This is a genomic window from Natranaerovirga pectinivora (assembly GCF_004342165.1).
Taxonomy (GTDB): Bacteria; Bacillota; Clostridia; order Lachnospirales; family DSM-24629; genus Natranaerovirga; species Natranaerovirga pectinivora.
The window spans coordinates 61658-78709 of sequence record NZ_SMAL01000008.1 but is presented as its reverse complement, the minus strand read 5'-3'; the positions used below and the strand labels follow the sequence as shown (position 1 = coordinate 78709).

General features: G+C 31.3%; 15 protein-coding genes. All 15 read left to right on the top strand.

Annotated elements, in window-relative coordinates; all coding sequences use genetic code 11:
- The first annotated feature begins 13 nt into the window (after positions 1–13).
- The 15 genes from EDC18_RS11315 to EDC18_RS11245 all read left to right on the top strand — a co-directional run bounded on the left by EDC18_RS11315 (position 14) and on the right by EDC18_RS11245 (position 16936).
- Entirely contained in the window at positions 14–868 is an 855-nt protein-coding gene (locus EDC18_RS11315; RefSeq protein WP_132253252.1) for a carbohydrate ABC transporter permease, read from the top strand.
- Between the two features lie 33 nt (positions 869–901).
- Positions 902–1312: an RDD family protein gene (locus tag EDC18_RS11310; protein WP_132253251.1), complete on the top strand. Its 411-nt coding sequence runs from the start codon at positions 902–904 to the stop codon at positions 1310–1312.
- Positions 1313–1379: 67 nt separating this feature from the next.
- Complete coding sequence (locus EDC18_RS11305; RefSeq protein ID WP_132253249.1) at positions 1380–2933, top strand: glycoside hydrolase family 28 protein; 1554 nt, start codon at positions 1380–1382, stop codon at positions 2931–2933.
- 326 nt (positions 2934–3259) lie between these two features.
- Positions 3260–4282 carry a sugar kinase gene (locus EDC18_RS11300; RefSeq protein WP_132253247.1) on the top strand — a complete coding sequence of 341 codons (1023 nt, stop codon included), beginning with the start codon at positions 3260–3262 and terminating at the stop codon, positions 4280–4282.
- A gap of 30 nt (positions 4283–4312) precedes the next feature.
- Positions 4313–5401 (top strand): glycoside hydrolase family 88/105 protein, encoded by a 1089-nt coding sequence (locus EDC18_RS11295; RefSeq protein ID WP_132253245.1) that lies wholly within the window; start codon positions 4313–4315, stop codon positions 5399–5401.
- A gap of 347 nt (positions 5402–5748) precedes the next feature.
- A complete protein-coding gene (locus EDC18_RS11290) occupies positions 5749–7200 on the top strand; it encodes a tagaturonate reductase (RefSeq protein ID WP_132253243.1) in 1452 nt (483 codons plus the stop codon).
- 28 nt (positions 7201–7228) lie between these two features.
- Positions 7229–8707 carry a UxaA family hydrolase gene (locus EDC18_RS11285; protein WP_132253241.1) on the top strand — a complete coding sequence of 493 codons (1479 nt, stop codon included), beginning with the start codon at positions 7229–7231 and terminating at the stop codon, positions 8705–8707.
- 98 nt (positions 8708–8805) lie between these two features.
- Entirely contained in the window at positions 8806–10284 is a 1479-nt protein-coding gene (locus EDC18_RS11280) for a UxaA family hydrolase (protein ID WP_132253240.1), read from the top strand.
- A gap of 127 nt (positions 10285–10411) precedes the next feature.
- Positions 10412–11248, top strand: coding sequence for a 5-dehydro-4-deoxy-D-glucuronate isomerase (kduI, locus tag EDC18_RS11275; protein WP_132253238.1), 837 nt, complete (start codon positions 10412–10414; stop codon positions 11246–11248).
- A gap of 47 nt (positions 11249–11295) precedes the next feature.
- Entirely contained in the window at positions 11296–12054 is a 759-nt protein-coding gene (gene kduD, locus EDC18_RS11270; protein ID WP_132253236.1) for a 2-dehydro-3-deoxy-D-gluconate 5-dehydrogenase KduD, read from the top strand.
- Between the two features lie 104 nt (positions 12055–12158).
- A complete protein-coding gene (uxaC, locus tag EDC18_RS11265; protein WP_132253234.1) occupies positions 12159–13565 on the top strand; it encodes a glucuronate isomerase in 1407 nt (468 codons plus the stop codon).
- 19 nt (positions 13566–13584) lie between these two features.
- A complete protein-coding gene (locus EDC18_RS11260) occupies positions 13585–14595 on the top strand; it encodes a sugar kinase (RefSeq protein ID WP_132253232.1) in 1011 nt (336 codons plus the stop codon).
- 103 nt (positions 14596–14698) lie between these two features.
- A complete protein-coding gene (locus EDC18_RS11255; protein ID WP_132253230.1) occupies positions 14699–15460 on the top strand; it encodes an IclR family transcriptional regulator in 762 nt (253 codons plus the stop codon).
- A gap of 106 nt (positions 15461–15566) precedes the next feature.
- Positions 15567–16127, top strand: a complete 561-nt coding sequence (locus EDC18_RS11250; RefSeq protein WP_132253228.1) for a rubrerythrin family protein — start codon at positions 15567–15569, stop codon at positions 16125–16127.
- 107 nt (positions 16128–16234) lie between these two features.
- Positions 16235–16936 carry a DUF2161 family putative PD-(D/E)XK-type phosphodiesterase gene (locus EDC18_RS11245; RefSeq protein ID WP_207669200.1) on the top strand — a complete coding sequence of 234 codons (702 nt, stop codon included), beginning with the start codon at positions 16235–16237 and terminating at the stop codon, positions 16934–16936.
- The last annotated feature ends 116 nt before the right edge of the window (positions 16937–17052 follow it).

Below are 17052 nucleotides of genomic sequence, written 5' to 3'. Positions count from 1 at the left end.
GGGACTTATTAAGATGGAATTAAGAACTAAACGAAAAATCAATTCCTTTTTCAGATATATAATATTAATACTTGTAGGTTTAATAATGTTATATCCACTTATGTGGTTATTTACTGCAACATTTAAAGGCAACCATGAAATCTTTACTTCAGCAGGTTTATTGCCACAGGAAGGTTTTGGTGATTGGAGCGCTTGGAAAAGAGCTTGGAACTTTAATACAGGATATACATTCTTACACCATTTTACGAATTCATTAAGATACTTGGTTCCTAGAACTTTCTTTACTGTAGTATCTTCAGTAATTACTGCATATGCAGTTTCAAGATTTAGTTTTAAAGGTAAAAGAATAGTTTTTGCATTAATTATCGGTACATTATTAATGCCTTCAGTTATTTTTACAATACCAATGTATTTGTTTTACAATGCTTTAGGATGGATTAACTCATACTATCCACTTTGGGTTGAAGCTATGTTTGCAACAAACTCATTCTTCGTATTTATGTTGATTCAGTTCTTTAGAACGATTCCACGTGAATTAGATGAAGCTTCAATTGTGGATGGATGTAATACACTTCAAACACTTATATATATTTTAGTGCCAGTGTTAAAACCTATCGTTATTACAGTAGCGGTATTAACATTTATGTGGGGGATGAACGACTATTTAGGTCCATTAATCTATATCACAAGAATGAGCAGACTACCTTTATCTGTTGCATTAAGAACAGCAATTGATGCTGAGTCTACAGCTGACTATGGTAAAGTATATGCAATGTCATTTATGGCTTTAATACCAGCGTTAACAATTTTTGCTTTTGCACAAAGATACTTTATCGATGGTGTTGCAACAACTGGATCAAAAGGTTAAGACTAATCTTAACATAATATTGGATGTGATTTAATGCTAGTAAAAAGAATAGTAGCAGAATTAATGGATATAGTTATTCTATTTTTGCTATTAATGGGAATTCTATATGGAATTGCCACCATAGAATTTTTAGGTTCATTTGAGTATAGTATATTAAACACATTAGCTTTATTCAGTGTTGTTATTATATGTGTTTCTGCTCCAATACTTCTTCAGTATTTGTTTTGGAAAGAGGGAAGAAGTATTGGAAAAACATATGTTGGATTGGTTGTAATTGACTTACAAACTAACAAACCGGCAGGTTTTTCAACTATGTTGGTAAGAGAAACATTTTCTAAATGGATTTCTTGTTGGGTGATGTGTATCCCAGTTTTCTTTGGAAAAAAAGGTGTACATGAAAGCGCTACAAGAACAGAAGTAAGGTTATACACAAAGAGTAAGTAAAAAGATTAGATATAAATTATAAAGTGTTACTCGATAAGTGATAAAAGATTCGTTGCGAGGTAAGTTTATGAATTATAACATAATATTAGTTACATCAAGAAGTGTAACTTTAGAGCTTGAAAATAAAGATATTTATTTTAGCGCTAATCCTTATAATGTATATTTAGATGGTAAACAAGTAATTGAAAAAAACAATAAAAATGTATTTTCTTTATATGATTTATCACCTAATACAGAATATGAAGTTATTGTTGAACTTCAAGGTGAAAAAGTATCAAAAACATTCAAAACATTGGAAGAAAAAGTGTCTATAAATGTAAAAGATTTTGGGGCAATTGGAGATGGAAAGAATGACGATACTAGTGCAATACAAGCAGCAATTCTTTCCTGCCCTAAAGACGGTAGAGTATTTGTACCAGCAGGAATATATTATGTAAGACCAATATTTTTAAAGAGTGACTTAACACTTGAATTCGAAAAAAATGCAGTATTGCTTGGAAGTACGGATAGAGATGCTTATCCAATTTTACCTGGTAGAATTTCTGAAAAAGAAGATATTGAATTTTACTTAGGTACTTGGGAAGGAAGTCCAGAATCTTGTAATGCAAGTTTAATAACTGGTTTATATGTTGAAAATGTTAAGATTATTGGTTTGGGAACACTTGACGGTAATGCACAAAATGCCACTTGGTGGGAAAATGCAAAAGTAATGAGGACTTGTTGGAGACCAAGGACAGTATTTTTAAATCAATGTAAGAATATAACCATTCAAGGGATGACGATCCAAAACTCACCATCTTGGACATTACACCCTTATTTTTCTGATGATCTAAATTTTATTGACATTAATATAATTAATCCTAGTAATTCACCAAATACAGATGGACTAGATCCTGAATCTTGTGGTAATGTCAATATCATAGGTGTAAATATATCTGTTGGTGATGATTGTATAGCAATCAAATCAGGAAAATTGTATATGGGTCAAACTTTTAGAAAAAAATCAGAAAACATGGTAATAAGAAACTGTCATATGAGACATGGGCATGGTGCAGTTGTGCTTGGAAGCGAAATGTCAGGTGGAATTGCGAACTTAAAAGTAGAGCAATGTCTCTTTGAGCAAACCGATAGAGGTCTTAGAATTAAGACACGAAGAGGTAGAGGTAAGTTTGCAACAGTTGAGAATGTATCATTCCAGAATATCAAAATGGATAAAGTGCTAACGCCTTTTGTTGTTAACATGTTTTATCACTGTGATCCAGACGGAAAAGTTGAGTACGTATGGACCAAAGATAAATTACCAGTTGATGACAGAACACCATTTTTAGGTGAGTTTCATTTTGAAGATATAGAATGTACAGGAGCAGAAGTTGCTGCAGGTTATTTCTATGGTTTACCAGAACAAAAGATAAAAAAAGTAAGCTTTAAAAATGTTAAAATATCTTTTGCGAAGGAAACTCAACCAAACAAACCAGCTATGATGTGTCACATTGAACCAGTAGATAAATTAGGTATCTTTGCAAATAATGTTGAAACTGTTCAACTTGAAAATATAGATATAGTTGGCAACGATGGTGAAAAAGTAATTATAGAGAATTGCGATAATTATATTAATAATTAGAAAGTATGATTTGCAAAGTTTGGAAATTATGCTTTTAACCAAACTTGTGTATCTTACTTAAGTAAGATACTTAAGTTGAGTTAAATGTTTTTTGTGTTTATAAATGCGAAGCCTATTTATATATACGAAAAGCAGTAAATTAAATAAATTAATATAAAAAGGGAAGTTTCCCTGCTTTTAGGGGCAGGGGACAACTTACCTTTTTCTATTGCAAAAAAATTTTTTTCCAAAAAAAACTAAATTTAGATAAAAAATGTATCGCAAATTTATATATGTGATATAATTATAATATTATAAAAATTATAAAAGAGAAAGGTGATATTAAAATGGCTAAAGTTATAACTATGGGAGAAATAATGTTAAGATTATCTACTCCAGGAAACACAAGATTTACACAAAGCAATAATTTTGATGTAGTATATGGCGGAGGAGAAGCAAATGTAGCTGTTTCTCTTGCAAATTATGGACATGATGCATACTTTGTATCTAAACTTCCAAAACATGAAATTGGACAATGTGCTGTAAATAGCTTAAGACAATTCGGTGTTAACACTGATTTTATTGCTCGTGGTGGAGACCGTGTTGGTATTTACTTCTTAGAAACTGGTGCTTCTATGAGAGCATCTAAAGTAGTATATGATAGAGCAGATTCTGCTATTGCTCTTGCTGATGTTTCTGATTTTGACTTTGATGCTATTTTTGAAGGTGCAGATTGGTTCCACTGGACTGGTATTACTCCAGCTCTTTCTGAAAAAAGTGCAGTAGTTTTAGAAGAAGCTTTAAAAGCAGCTAAAAAACATGGGGTTACTGTTTCAGTTGACTTAAACTTCCGTAAAAAATTATGGACACCTGAGCAAGCTCAAAAAGTAATGACTAACTTAATGCAATATGTTGATGTTTGTATTGGTAATGAAGAAGATGCAGAAAAATGTCTTGGATTCAAACCAGGTGAAACAAATGTTGAGCAAGGTGAGTTAGAATTAGAAGGATACAAAAATATTTTCAAAGAAATGCAAGAAAAATTCAACTTTAAATTCTTAGCGACTACTTTACGTGAAAGTCATTCAGCTAGTGAAAATGGTTGGAGTGCATTAATTTATGATGGTAATGAATTCTATCATTCACGTCACTACAATATCAAAATAGTAGACCGTGTTGGTGGTGGAGATTCATTCTCTGGTGGATTGATCCATGGCTTATTAACAAGACCAAACTTTAAAGATGCTCTTGAGTATGCTGTTGCAGCGAGTGCTTTAAAACACACTATTCCTGGTGATTACAACTTAGTAATGGAAGATGAAGTTGAAGTTTTAGTTCAAGGTGACGCTTCAGGTCGTGTACAAAGATAATTAAAAAACGATGGAAGGACTGCATTACTTATGAGTAATATAGAATCCGTAATAAAATACACACATCAGTATCTTAATGACTTTAAACCTTATAAAGGTGGTAAGTGGTGCTATGAAGATGGCATTATATTATCAGGTAGTGAGTATCTTTATGAAGCAACTAAAGACAATGCTTACAATGAGTTTATTCTTAACTATTTGGATAAAGGCATAGATGAAGATGGCAAACTAGCTCAATATAAACAAGAAGATTACAATATTGATAATATAAATGCAGGTAAAGTTTTATTTGATGCATATGCTCAAACAAATAAAGAAAAATTCAAAAAAGCAATGGATACATTATTTGCTCAATTAGAAACACATCCAAGAACACAGTCAGGAAGTTTCTGGCATAAAAAGAGATACCCTAATCAAATTTGGTTAGATGGTCTTTATATGGGACAACCATATTATGCAAGATATATTAAAGAATTTACTGATAGTGATAACTACGAAGATATTCTTAACCAATTTAGAAATGTTAAAAAATATCTTTGGGATAGTGAAAGAGAATTATACATTCATGCTTATGATGAAACTTATTCTATGCAATGGGCTGATAAAGAAACAGGAAAAGCACCAAATGTTTGGTCTAGAGCAGTTGGTTGGGTAGCAATGGCTCTTGTTGATGTAATGGAAATTTGCAACAATCAAGAAATTACTAAAGAACTAAGTGCATTATTAGTAGAGCAAATTGATGGTATGTTATCTTATCAGACTGAAGAGGGTATGTGGTATCAAGTTGTTGATAAACTAGATCTTGAAGGTAATTATTTAGAAACAAGTGGTACTTTAATGATTGCTTATGCAATTTTAAAAGGGGTTAGACTTGGTTATTTAGATCAAAAATACCTTGAATTTGGTTTAAAAGCATATGAAGGTACGATTAATAAATACTTCTATGAAGAAGATGGAAAATTCCACCTTGGAGGCATTTGTGAAGTTGCAGGACTTGACAATGAAAAAAGAGATGGAAGCGTTGAATACTATTTATCTGAAAGAGTTGTTGTAGATGAAGCAAAAGGTGTTGCGCCTTTCTTTATGACAATTGCAGAAGTAATAAAATTAAATCAATAAAATATACTTATAAATGTAGTATTACTACTAATACATATTAGTAGTAATACTCTTTATAGTAAGAAGAAATATATTTGAATATCAAAGAATATTAGATAGCATATTGTTCTAAAGAATCAACTTGAATTAAGGAAAATATATATGTATACAGTATTTGTTAATAATTTAATTAAGTTGATTTTTTAGCATAATATGGTAGACTATGAGTATAGTTACATAATTAGTATTAGCCTAATTTGTTCCCCTTGTATATGTTTGAATTCAAAGGGTATCATATAAAAGAAAAAGAATGATTTAGGACTATATAAATATATACTTTAAAATTAAATAAAAGGAGTGTTAGACAAATGCAAAAGTTAAATAAAAATGTAGTAAGTAAAACAAATCGCCCAATTAAAATTTTACAATTTGGTGAAGGTAATTTTTTAAGAGCTTTTTGTGATTGGATTATCCAAGAAGGCAATGACAAAGGTTTAATTAATTCAAATATCGCTGTAGTTCAACCAATTGAATTTGGTAGAGTAAAAGAGCTTGGTGAACAAGATGGTTTATATACAGTTATATTAGAAGGTCTGAAAGATGGAGAAGTTGTTAGAAGTAAAACAGTTGTGGATGTTATAGATGACTTTATTAATCCTTATCCAGAGTACGATAAATACTTAGAATATGCTAAAAGCGATGACTTACGTTTTGTTATTTCTAATACGACTGAAGCAGGTATTATTTTAGATAAAAATGATACAGATTTTAGCAAGTGTCCTGCATCATTTCCAGGGAAATTATTAGCATTACTTGTAGAAAGATACAAACATTTCAAAGGTGCTGAAGATAAAGGATTAATCATTATTCCTTGTGAACTTATAGATAAAAATGGTAAAGAACTTAAATTAATACTTAATGATTTAGCAAAATTAGCTAACCTTGATGAAGGATTTATCAACTGGTTAAATAATGCCAATACATTCTGTAGTACACTTGTAGACAGAATTGTACCAGGCTACCCAAGAGATGAAATCAAAGAATTAACTGAGGAACTTGGTTATGAAGATCATTCAATCGTAAAAGGTGAGATTTTCCACTTATGGGTTATTGAAACTTCAGATCCAAAAGTACAACAAGAATTCCCATTGGATAAAGCTGGTTTAGATGTCATTTTTGTTGAAGATCTAACACCATACAAACAAAGAAAAGTTAGTATACTTAATGGTTCACATACTGCTATGGTTCCTGTTGCATTCTTATACGGTATCGATACAGTAAGAGAAACAGTTGAACATGATGTGTTAGGAAAATTCGTTAAAAATACAATTTTTGATGAAATCATCCCAACACTTGATTTACCAGCTGATGAATTAGATAAATTTGCAAATGAAGTAATTGATAGATATAGAAACCCATATGTACGTCATGAGTTATTATCAATTGCATTAAATGCAACAACAAAATACAAAACTAGAATTTTACCTTCAGTGGTGAAATATGTTGAAAGAAAAAATGAACTTCCAAAAAGATTATTATTCTCTTTAGCAAGTATGTTAGTTTTCTTTAAAGGTGAAAGAGATGGAGAAACAATTCCAGTAAGTGATAATCAAGAATTCTTAGATATGTACAACGAGTTATGGGCATCATATGATGGATCTCGTGAAAGCGTGCAAGGAATGGTTGATAAATACTTAGGATTAAAAGATCACTGGGAAGTAGATTTTTCTGGGATCAAAGGTGCGAATGATTTTGTTGTAGATAGCGTTTATGCTATTATGAAAGATGGTATGAAAGAAGCCGTTAAAGCTGTATTATAATATTTCCTAAATTCATAGGGGGGATGATATGAACAGAATTATTAAAATTTCTGAGAAAGACAATGTGGTTGTTGCATTAGATAATTTTACTAAAGGCGAAATAGTAGATGGAATAGAACTAATAGAAGAAATAGGACCAGGATTTAAGATTGCTATTAAGGATATTGAAGAGGGTAGTAATATTATAAAATATGGTTCTCCAATTGGATCTGCTACACAAACTATTAAAAAAGGCAGTATTGTTCATACTCATAACACTAAGACAAATTTAAGTGATATACTGGAATATAATTATGAGGGAATGGTTGTAGATGACATTTCTACAACTATCCCTGATAAAGATGTTTATATATACAGAAGAAAAAATGGCAATGTAGGCATTAGAAATGAATTATGGATTGTTCCAACAGTAGCTTGTGTCAATAGAGTTGGACAAAAAATGATAGATGAAATAAAAAAAGAAGTGGATACGTCTAAAATTGATGGGATCAATATATATGTCCATCCATTTGGTTGCTCTCAAATGGGTGATGACCATGAAAATACTAAAAAAGCCCTTCAAAATATTACAAAACACCCTAATGCAGGTGGTGTATTAGTACTTGGTTTAGGTTGTGAGAATAATCAAGTGTCCGTCTTTAAAGAAACTCTTGGAGAATATGATGAAGATAGAGTTAGATTTTTAGTGACACAAGAAGTTAAGAATGAGATAGAAGAAGGAGTCAAACTTCTTAAAGAATTATATAGTAAGATGAAAAATGACAAAAGGGAACCAGGTAAATTATCAGAAATCAGTATAGGCCTAAAATGTGGTGGTTCTGATGCTTTTAGTGGTATCACAGCTAATCCTCTATTAGGTAAATTTTCAGATTACATTACCTATCATGGAGGAAGCTCTGTTCTAACAGAAGTTCCGGAAATGTTTGGTGCCGAACATATTCTAATGAAAAGAGCAAAAGATAAGGAAACATTTCATAAGATAGTAGATTTGATTAATGATTTTAAAAATTATTATAAAAGACATGATCAACCTATCTATGAAAATCCCTCTCCTGGGAATAAAAAAGGAGGCATTACGACCCTTGAAGATAAATCCTTAGGGACAATACAAAAAGGTGGACACTCAAAAGTAGTTGATGTTATTCAATATGGTGAGGTAATAAAGGAAAAGGGTTTGAATTTATTAGCTGCACCAGGGAATGATTTGGTTTCAACCACAGCCCTTGGAATGTCAGGTTGTCAGTTGGCTTTATTTACAACAGGAAGAGGTACACCATATGGTGTTTTTGTACCGACTATAAAAGTTGCGTCTAATTCTAGATTAGCAGAAAACAAACCACATTGGATTGATTTTGATGCTGGACGCTTAATAAGCGGAGCAACAATGGATGATTTATTAGTTGAATTTATAGATTTAATAGTAGACATTGTAAATGGTAAGCAAGCTAATAATGAGATTATTGATGCTAAAGAAATTGCTATTTTTAAAACAGGTGTCATCCTATAGTTGAATCTATAAAGCCCTTAATAAACACTCAATAAAAAATATAAATTGAGATAGAAATAGAAATACAATAAAGTTTCCTAATAGATAGGAGTGAGTTTATGAATAAACTACTAACAATTAATCCAAATGATAATGTTGTTATTGCTTTGGATGATGTTAAAAAAGGCGAAGTAATAAATGGCATTGAAATACTTGAAGATATCGGGGCTGGCCATAAAATAGCAGCTGTTGATATAAAAAAAGGTGATAATGTAATTAAATATGGTTCTCCAATTGGATCTGCACAAGAAGATGTAAAAAAAGGAACACAGATCCACGTTCATAATACTAAAACAAACTTAAATGATGTTAATGATTACATGTATGATGGATGTTTTATCGACGAATTTGTAACAAAACTTCCTGATAGAGATGTTAATATCTATAGAAGAAAAAATGGGGACATTGGAATACGTAATGAATTATGGATTGTACCTACAGTTGGCTGTGTGAATCAAATTGGAAAATTAATCATTGACCAATTTAAGGATGAAGTAGATATTTCTGATATAGACGGGGTCCACATATTTGGTCACGCTTTTGGTTGCTCTCAAATGGGAGATGACCATGAGAATACTAAATTAGCACTACAAGATATTACAAAACATCCAAATGCTGGTGGTGTTTTAGTACTAGGTCTTGGGTGTGAAAATAATCAAATTGCCCATTTTAAACAAACTCTTGGAGATTATGATGAAGAAAGAATTAGATTCTTAGTTTCACAAGATGTTGAAGATGAAATAGAAGAAGGGGTAAAAATCTTAAAAGAATTACACACATTAATGAAAACAGATAAAAGAGTACCAGGAAAATTATCTGAAATCAGTTTTGGATTAGAATGTGGTGGATCTGATGGATTTAGCGGTATTACTGCTAACCCTATGTTAGGTGAATTCTCTGATTATGTTATTGCTCATGGGGGTACTTCCGTTTTAACAGAGGTTCCAGAAATGTTTGGTGCAGAACATATTTTAATGAGAAGAGCTAAAGACGAAGAAGTATTTAATAAAATTGTTAAAATGATTAATGATTTTAAAATGTATTATAAAAATCACGGTCAAACAATATATGAAAATCCATCGCCAGGTAATAAAAAAGGTGGTATTACCACTTTAGAAGATAAGGCTCTTGGCTGTACTCAAAAAGCTGGTGGTTCTCAAGTGACAGATGTCCTAGAATATGGAGAAACATTAAGAGAAAAAGGATTAAACCTATTAACAGCACCTGGTAACGATTTGGTTGCTACAACTGCATTAGGAATGGCAGGCTGTCAGATCGTATTATTTACTACAGGTAGAGGAACACCATTTGGTGGTTTTATTCCAACTGTTAAAATATCAACCAATTCAGATTTAGCTAATAAAAAGAAAAGATGGATAGACTTTAATGCAGGTAGATTAATGCAAGGTGTTCCAATGGACGAATTATTAGTTGAATTCATCGATTATATGGTTGATGTGGTTAATGGGGAATATGTAAACAATGAAAAAAATAATGCTAGAGAAATTGCCATATTTAAATCAGGCGTTATTTTATAATAAAATCATTATTCCAGACAGTTTAGAGACACTATAATGCTATTCATAGCACAGTAGACCTTTAACTAGGTTTGGTTACTCATTAAAATTCAAATATGTAGGTAAATTAAAAGGAGGAAATTAAAAAATGGAATTAGATATTCGTTATGCAAATCATCCAGATGATGCAAAATATTATACTACTGATGAAATAAGAGAACATTTCTTAATTGAAGATGTTTTTGTTCAAGATCAAATTAAATTCACTTATTCTCATCAAGATCGTATTATTGCTGGTGGTGTAATGCCAGTTAATAAAGAATTGGCATTAGAAGCAGGCAAAGAAATGGGAGCAGATTTCTTTTTATTTGCTCGTGAATTAGGTGCTATCAATGTTGGTGGTCCTGGTATTATTGTTTTAGATGGAGAAGAACACGAGATTAAAAGTAGAGATGGCATATATGTTGGAAAAGGGATTAAAGACGTTGTTTTTAAATCCGTGGATTCTTCTAATCCTGCAAAATTCTATGTTAACAGTGCAACGGCTCATAAAGAGTATCCAACTGTTAAAATTGAGTTTGATAAAGCTAATCCTGTTAAATTAGGAAATCCTGAAACAATGAATGTTAGAACAATTTATCAATATGTTCATCCTGCTGTATGTGAGAGTTGTCAATTAACAATGGGTATGACAATCTTAGAACCACAAAGTGCATGGAATACAATGCCTTCTCATACCCATGAAAGAAGAATGGAAGTATACTTCTATTTTGATATGAAAGAAGATCAAAGAGTGTTCCATATGATGGGTCAACCTAATGAAACAAGACATATCATTATGGCGAATGAACAAGCAGTAATAAGCCCAAGTTGGTCAATCCATTCAGGGGTAGGTACAAGCAATTATTCTTTCATCTGGGGTATGTGTGGAGAAAACAAAATCTTTACAGATATGGACCACTTATCAATGGATGAATTAAGATAATAAATAATATAGAAAATACTACGAGGTTGAAAGGAGATTTTTTAACTATGATGTTAGATAATTTTAAATTAGATGGTAAAGTAGCTATTGTTACAGGAGCTGCTCAAGGATTAGGACAAGGTATGGCTGTTGGTCTTGCTGAAGCAGGGGCAGATATTGTAAATGTAGGTATCGGTGACGATTCTGAAACTAAAGCTTTAATTGAAGCTACAGGAAGAAAATATTTAGGTATCCAAGCAAATTTAATGTCTATTGAACCAGTAGATGAAATTGTTGCAAAAACTGTTGAAGCATTTGGAAGAATCGATATTCTTGTAAATAATGCAGGTACAATCAGACGTGAAGACGTATTAGATTTCTCAGAAAAAGATTGGGACGATGTTATGAATCTTAATCTTAAAACAGTATTCTTCTTATCTCAAGCCGTTGCTAAGCAATTTGTTAAGCAAGGTGGCGGAAAAATCATAAACATCGCTTCAATGTTATCTTTCCAAGGTGGTATTAGAGTGCCTTCTTACACAGCAAGTAAATCTGGTGTAAAAGGTATTACTATGCTTATGGCCAATGAATTAGCGAGCAAAAACATCAATGTAAATGCAATTGCTCCAGGATATATGGCGACTGCAAATACTGCACCAATCCGTGCTGACGAAGCAAGAAATAGAGCGATCTTAGATCGTATTCCTGCTGATAGATGGGGAACACCAGAAGATTTAGCAGCTCCTTGTGTATTCTTAGCATCAAAAGCAAGTGATTATATTAATGGATATACTATCGCTGTTGACGGTGGATGGTTAGCTAGATAATAAAATATAAATTCTAAAAAAACTATAGGTGGGCTTAGCTCTACCTATAGTTTTAAAATAATATAAAACTATTTTAGAATATAAAAATCGTTGAGGTGAAGATAATGAAACTATTTATGTGTGAAAACTTTTTATTAAATAATAAAACAGCAGAAGAATTGTATCACAAATATGCTAAAGAAATGCCTTTGATTGACTACCATTGCCACATTAGCCCAAAAGAAATAGCAGAAAATAAAACATATGAAAACATTACTGATATATGGTTAGGTGGAGACCATTACAAATGGAGAGCAATGCGTGCATTAGGAATAGATGAGTCATATATCACTGGAGATAAGCCAGCTAAAGAAAAATTTATGATGTGGGCAAAAACAATGCCTTATACAATTGGTAATCCATTATACCACTGGACTCATTTAGAATTAAAAAGATTCTTTGGGATTGATAAAATATTATCACCAGAAACAGCTGAAGAAATTTGGGAAGAAGCTAATAAAAAGCTTCAAAGTGGGGAACTTAATGTTAGAAATTTAATTAAAATGTCTAATGTTACAGCTATCTGTACTACTGATGACCCAGTGGACTCATTAGAGTGGCATAAAAAAATTAAAGAAGATTCAACTTTCGATGTAAGTGTTACACCAACATTCAGACCGGACAAAGCTGTTAATATTGAATTAGACTGGTTCGTTGACTGGATGAATAAATTATCAGATGTTGTTGGAAAACCATTAAAAGATTTAAATGATCTTGAAAATGCTTTATTAGAAAGAATTGAATACTTTAATAAATTAGGTTGTTTTATATCTGACCATGCTTTAGATATCGTAGTATATGAAGAAGCTACTTTTGAAGAAGCTAATGCAATCTTCAAAAAAGGTTTAAAAAGAGAACCATTAACTGAGTTAGAAATCAAAAAATACAAAGGATATATGATGGTATTCTTTGGACGTGCATATGCAAAATTTGGTTGGGCTATGCAAATTCATATTGGTGCTCTTCGTAACAACTCTGCTCGTATGTTAAGAGAATTAGGACCTGATACTGGTTTTGATTCAGTAAATGATGCAACTTTTGCAGTAGACTTATCAAGATTATTAAATAAATTAGATGATACCAATGAATTACCAAAAACAATCTTATATTGCTTAAACCCAAGAGATAATGAATTATTAGCGACAATGGCAGGTAACTTCCAAGGTGGCGGTATTCCAGGAAAAATCCAATTCGGTTCTGGTTGGTGGTTTAACGATCAAAAAGACGGAATGGAAAGACAAATGGAAGCATTAGCTCAATTAGGTGTTCTTAGTACTTTTATTGGTATGTTAACAGACTCAAGAAGTTTCTTATCATATACAAGACATGAGTACTTTAGAAGAGTGTTATGTAACAAATTAGGAACATTAGTTGAAAATGGAGAGTATCCGGCTAACTTCGAAGTATTAGGTAAAGTTGTGCAAGACATTTGCTACAACAACGCTTTAAACTATTTCGGATTAAATAAGTAGGATTTTACGAGGTGAAGATATGTCCAGTGTTGTAACAATGGGAGAAATTATGTTAAGACTCTCCCCACCACTATATCATAAAATTGAACAAACAAATAATTATTCTTCTACGTATGGTGGAGGAGAAGCTAACGTAGCGATTGCTTTATCTCACTTAGGTCGCAATACTTGTTTTATTTCTAAGTTGCCTGCTAATCAACTTGGTGATGGGGCAATTGTGCATCTTAGAGGATATGGCGTAAACACAGAAAATATTGCTAGAGCAGGAGAGAATATAGGTATATATTTTCTTGAAAATGGCTTTGGTACAAGAGCATCTCAGGTTATTTACAATAGAAAGCATTCAGCTATTACGGATATTGATGAAAGTGAATTTGATTTTGATAAAATATTTAAAGATGTTGAGTGGTTTCATATAAGTGGAATAACTTTAGCCTTAGGTGAAAATGTCAGACGAGTAGCATTAATTGCAATGAAAAAAGCAAAGGAACATAATGTAAAAGTTAGTTTTGATTTTAACTATCGTTCAAAATTATGGTCTATTGAAGAAGCTAAAGAAGCTATGCAAGAAATAATGCCAATGGTTGATGTTTGTTTTGGAAGTTATTTTGATGCCAATGTATTGCTTGAAATAGAGCCTTCAAAAGAATATGATAATGATGAAGATAAGCGTATGGATGTGTTTAATCAATTAATTGATAAATACGGTGTAAAGTATGTTTTTGGTACGAAAAGGGAGCTTTTCTCGGCAAATGAAAATAGTTTATGGTCTTATGCTTATACAAAAGATGCTGTCTATAGGACTGAATCTACGAGATTTAATATCTTTGATAGAGTTGGTGGTGGAGATGCCTTTGTATCAGGTGTAATTCATAAATTATTAGATGATTACGAGGATTTTAAATTTGCCAATGAATTTGGACTTGCTTGCTCAATTCTTAAGCATACGATACCAGGAGATGCAAGTATTTTACGAGAAAAAGAAATAACAAAGTTTATGAGTAATTTAGGTAGTGAAATTGTAAGGTAATAGAATAGAAAAACTAGTATGGTAAAGATGCCATACTAGTTTTTCCTTAAAAATATTTTATTAAAGAACAGCATATTCTAGGAGTTTTCAATGGGGGAAGCATATGAAAATTAACAGAACAGCAAAAAGAACCATTGATATGTTAGATATAATATCTAAAAATAAAAAAGGATTAACGTTAAGAGAAATAACTAGGCTGATGGATATCCCTCAAACTAGTGCATTTGATATTCTACAAACACTAATAAGTATGAATCTTATTGCTGAAAAGCATGAAGAATTTAAAAGATACGTTATAGGTATAAAATCTTATGAAATTGGTATGGCCTATTCTTACAATAATGATTTGATTCAAATATCAATTCCTTTTTTAGAGGAATTAGGCGAGAAATTAGGAAAAACGTCCTTCTTAGGAATATTAGATAACAATCAAGTTGCTTATATATATAAATATGAACCTTCTAATGCCATAGTAACCACAGCTAAAATTGGTTCTAGAAATGATATTTATTGTACTTCTTTAGGAAAAGTTTTATTAGCTTATGAAGAAGATGACTATAAAAATACTTTAGTTAATAATATGGCATTTGAACAAAAAACCAATAAAACTATATTGAATAAAGAAGATTTCCATAAAGAATTAGAATTAGTAAAAAATCAAGGATATGCTTTAGATGATCGGGAATTAGAAGAATACATATTGTGTATAGGTGCTCCTGTGTTTGATAGTAATAATCGAATAATTGCCGCAGTTAGTGCTACAGGGTTATTTAAAGAAGATCTAGATATAGATTATGAAACGAATTTAGTTAAACAAACAGCTACTAACATATCTATTAGATTAGGTAATAAAATTAATACATAAAAATATTAATACATAAAAAAATCAACTTATTAGTATAAACTCTTTATATATGTCAACTATATAAAGAGCGAGTTATCTCGAATAATACTAGGGAGTTGATTTTTTTATGGCAGCAGTTAATAATGCAATGACAGCTGATTTTTTACGTTCAGCATATGGTGGAGAAAGTATGGCTCATATGAGATATTTAATATGGGCAGAATTAGCAGAAAAAGAAGGTTTTCCCAATATAGGAAGACTATTTAAAGCGATAGCTTATGCAGAATTAGCTCACGCGGATAATCATTTTAAAGTTCTAGGAGAGCAAAAAGGAGATTTTACAGTACCAGCAGGTGCAATATTTGGTGTAGGTGATACAGTTACAAATCTTCAAGGTGGAATAGATGGTGAATTACATGAAATAGAACAAATGTATCCTGTATACTTAGAAACCGCAAAATTTCAAAATGAGAGCGGTGCAGAAAGAGCTTTTCATTATGCATTAGAAGCAGAAAAAATTCATGCAAAACTCTTTCAAGATGCTCAAGATCTTGCAAAACAAGGTAAAGACATGAACCTAGATACTGTATATGTATGTCCTGTGTGTGGTTACACAGAAGTAGGTGGACCAGAAGACAATTGTCCAATTTGCAAAGCTAAAAGTTCAATATTTAAAGCATTTGAATAAGGCATTAGGGAGCTATTAATGATTTCATTAATGGCTCTTCTTTTTGTTTTCCATAAAATATGATATATTTATTATTAATAAAAGTAAGTTCATTGAGAGGGGTACAAATGACAGCTGTAAAAGAAATAGACCTATACAAACCAGTAAAAGAATACTTTATAAATAAAGGTTATGATGTGAAAAGTGAAGTATTAGATTGTGATGTAATTGCTATAAAAGGCAACAAAGTTGTTGTTATAGAAATGAAACTTAGACTTAACCTAGAACTTATACTACAAGGAATAGATAGACAGAAACTTTCTGAAGATGTATATGTTGCTGTACCAAAAAATTACAGAACGCTAAAAACTAAAAAATGGAAAAGAACCATTAATCTATTAAAAAGGTTAGATATTGGATTAATTCTTGTATCCTTTAAAAATAAAACATGTTATGTAGAGGAATTAATCACTCCCCAAAACAATAGTGGGATTAGAGTAAGAAGTAGAAATATAGCAAAGCTAAAAAAGGAATTTGAGTGTAGAAGTGGCGACAATAATGTAGGTGGAAGTAATCATAGCAAAATAGTAACAGCTTATAGAGAGCAAGCACTACATATAGCATATATTTTAGAAAAAAAAGGGCCACTAAGTATAAAAGCATTAAAAGAACTAGGAACAGATTATAAAAAAACAGGGTCAATATTACAAAAAAATTATTATAATTGGTTTGATAAAGTAGATAGAGGGGTTTACAGTATTAATGAAAGGGGATTAAAGGAATTAAAAAGTTATGAAAATGTTATTAAAGCATTAGATGTAAAAATATAATTAAAACAATACTATCTTTTGTTAAAAAATACCAATTAGCCATAGCAATATATGAATCATATGTTAATAATTACTTATTATACTTGTTTTTTGTCAGAAATTAATATATTATAGTA

Bases quoted from the DNA above. Each gene is read 5' to 3' on its own strand.
- EDC18_RS11315 (WP_132253252.1), top strand. From the start codon at position 14: ATGGAATTAAGAACTAAACGAAAAATCAATTCCTTTTTCAGATATATA.
- EDC18_RS11310 (WP_132253251.1), top strand. From the start codon at position 902: ATGCTAGTAAAAAGAATAGTAGCAGAATTAATGGATATAGTTATTCTA.
- EDC18_RS11305 (WP_132253249.1), top strand. From the start codon at position 1,380: ATGAATTATAACATAATATTAGTTACATCAAGAAGTGTAACTTTAGAG.
- EDC18_RS11300 (WP_132253247.1), top strand. From the start codon at position 3,260: ATGGCTAAAGTTATAACTATGGGAGAAATAATGTTAAGATTATCTACT.
- EDC18_RS11295 (WP_132253245.1), top strand. From the start codon at position 4,313: ATGAGTAATATAGAATCCGTAATAAAATACACACATCAGTATCTTAAT.
- EDC18_RS11290 (WP_132253243.1), top strand. From the start codon at position 5,749: ATGCAAAAGTTAAATAAAAATGTAGTAAGTAAAACAAATCGCCCAATT.
- EDC18_RS11285 (WP_132253241.1), top strand. From the start codon at position 7,229: ATGAACAGAATTATTAAAATTTCTGAGAAAGACAATGTGGTTGTTGCA.
- EDC18_RS11280 (WP_132253240.1), top strand. From the start codon at position 8,806: ATGAATAAACTACTAACAATTAATCCAAATGATAATGTTGTTATTGCT.
- kduI (WP_132253238.1), top strand. From the start codon at position 10,412: ATGGAATTAGATATTCGTTATGCAAATCATCCAGATGATGCAAAATAT.
- kduD (WP_132253236.1), top strand. From the start codon at position 11,296: ATGATGTTAGATAATTTTAAATTAGATGGTAAAGTAGCTATTGTTACA.
- uxaC (WP_132253234.1), top strand. From the start codon at position 12,159: ATGAAACTATTTATGTGTGAAAACTTTTTATTAAATAATAAAACAGCA.
- EDC18_RS11260 (WP_132253232.1), top strand. From the start codon at position 13,585: ATGTCCAGTGTTGTAACAATGGGAGAAATTATGTTAAGACTCTCCCCA.
- EDC18_RS11255 (WP_132253230.1), top strand. From the start codon at position 14,699: ATGAAAATTAACAGAACAGCAAAAAGAACCATTGATATGTTAGATATA.
- EDC18_RS11250 (WP_132253228.1), top strand. From the start codon at position 15,567: ATGGCAGCAGTTAATAATGCAATGACAGCTGATTTTTTACGTTCAGCA.
- EDC18_RS11245 (WP_207669200.1), top strand. From the start codon at position 16,235: ATGACAGCTGTAAAAGAAATAGACCTATACAAACCAGTAAAAGAATAC.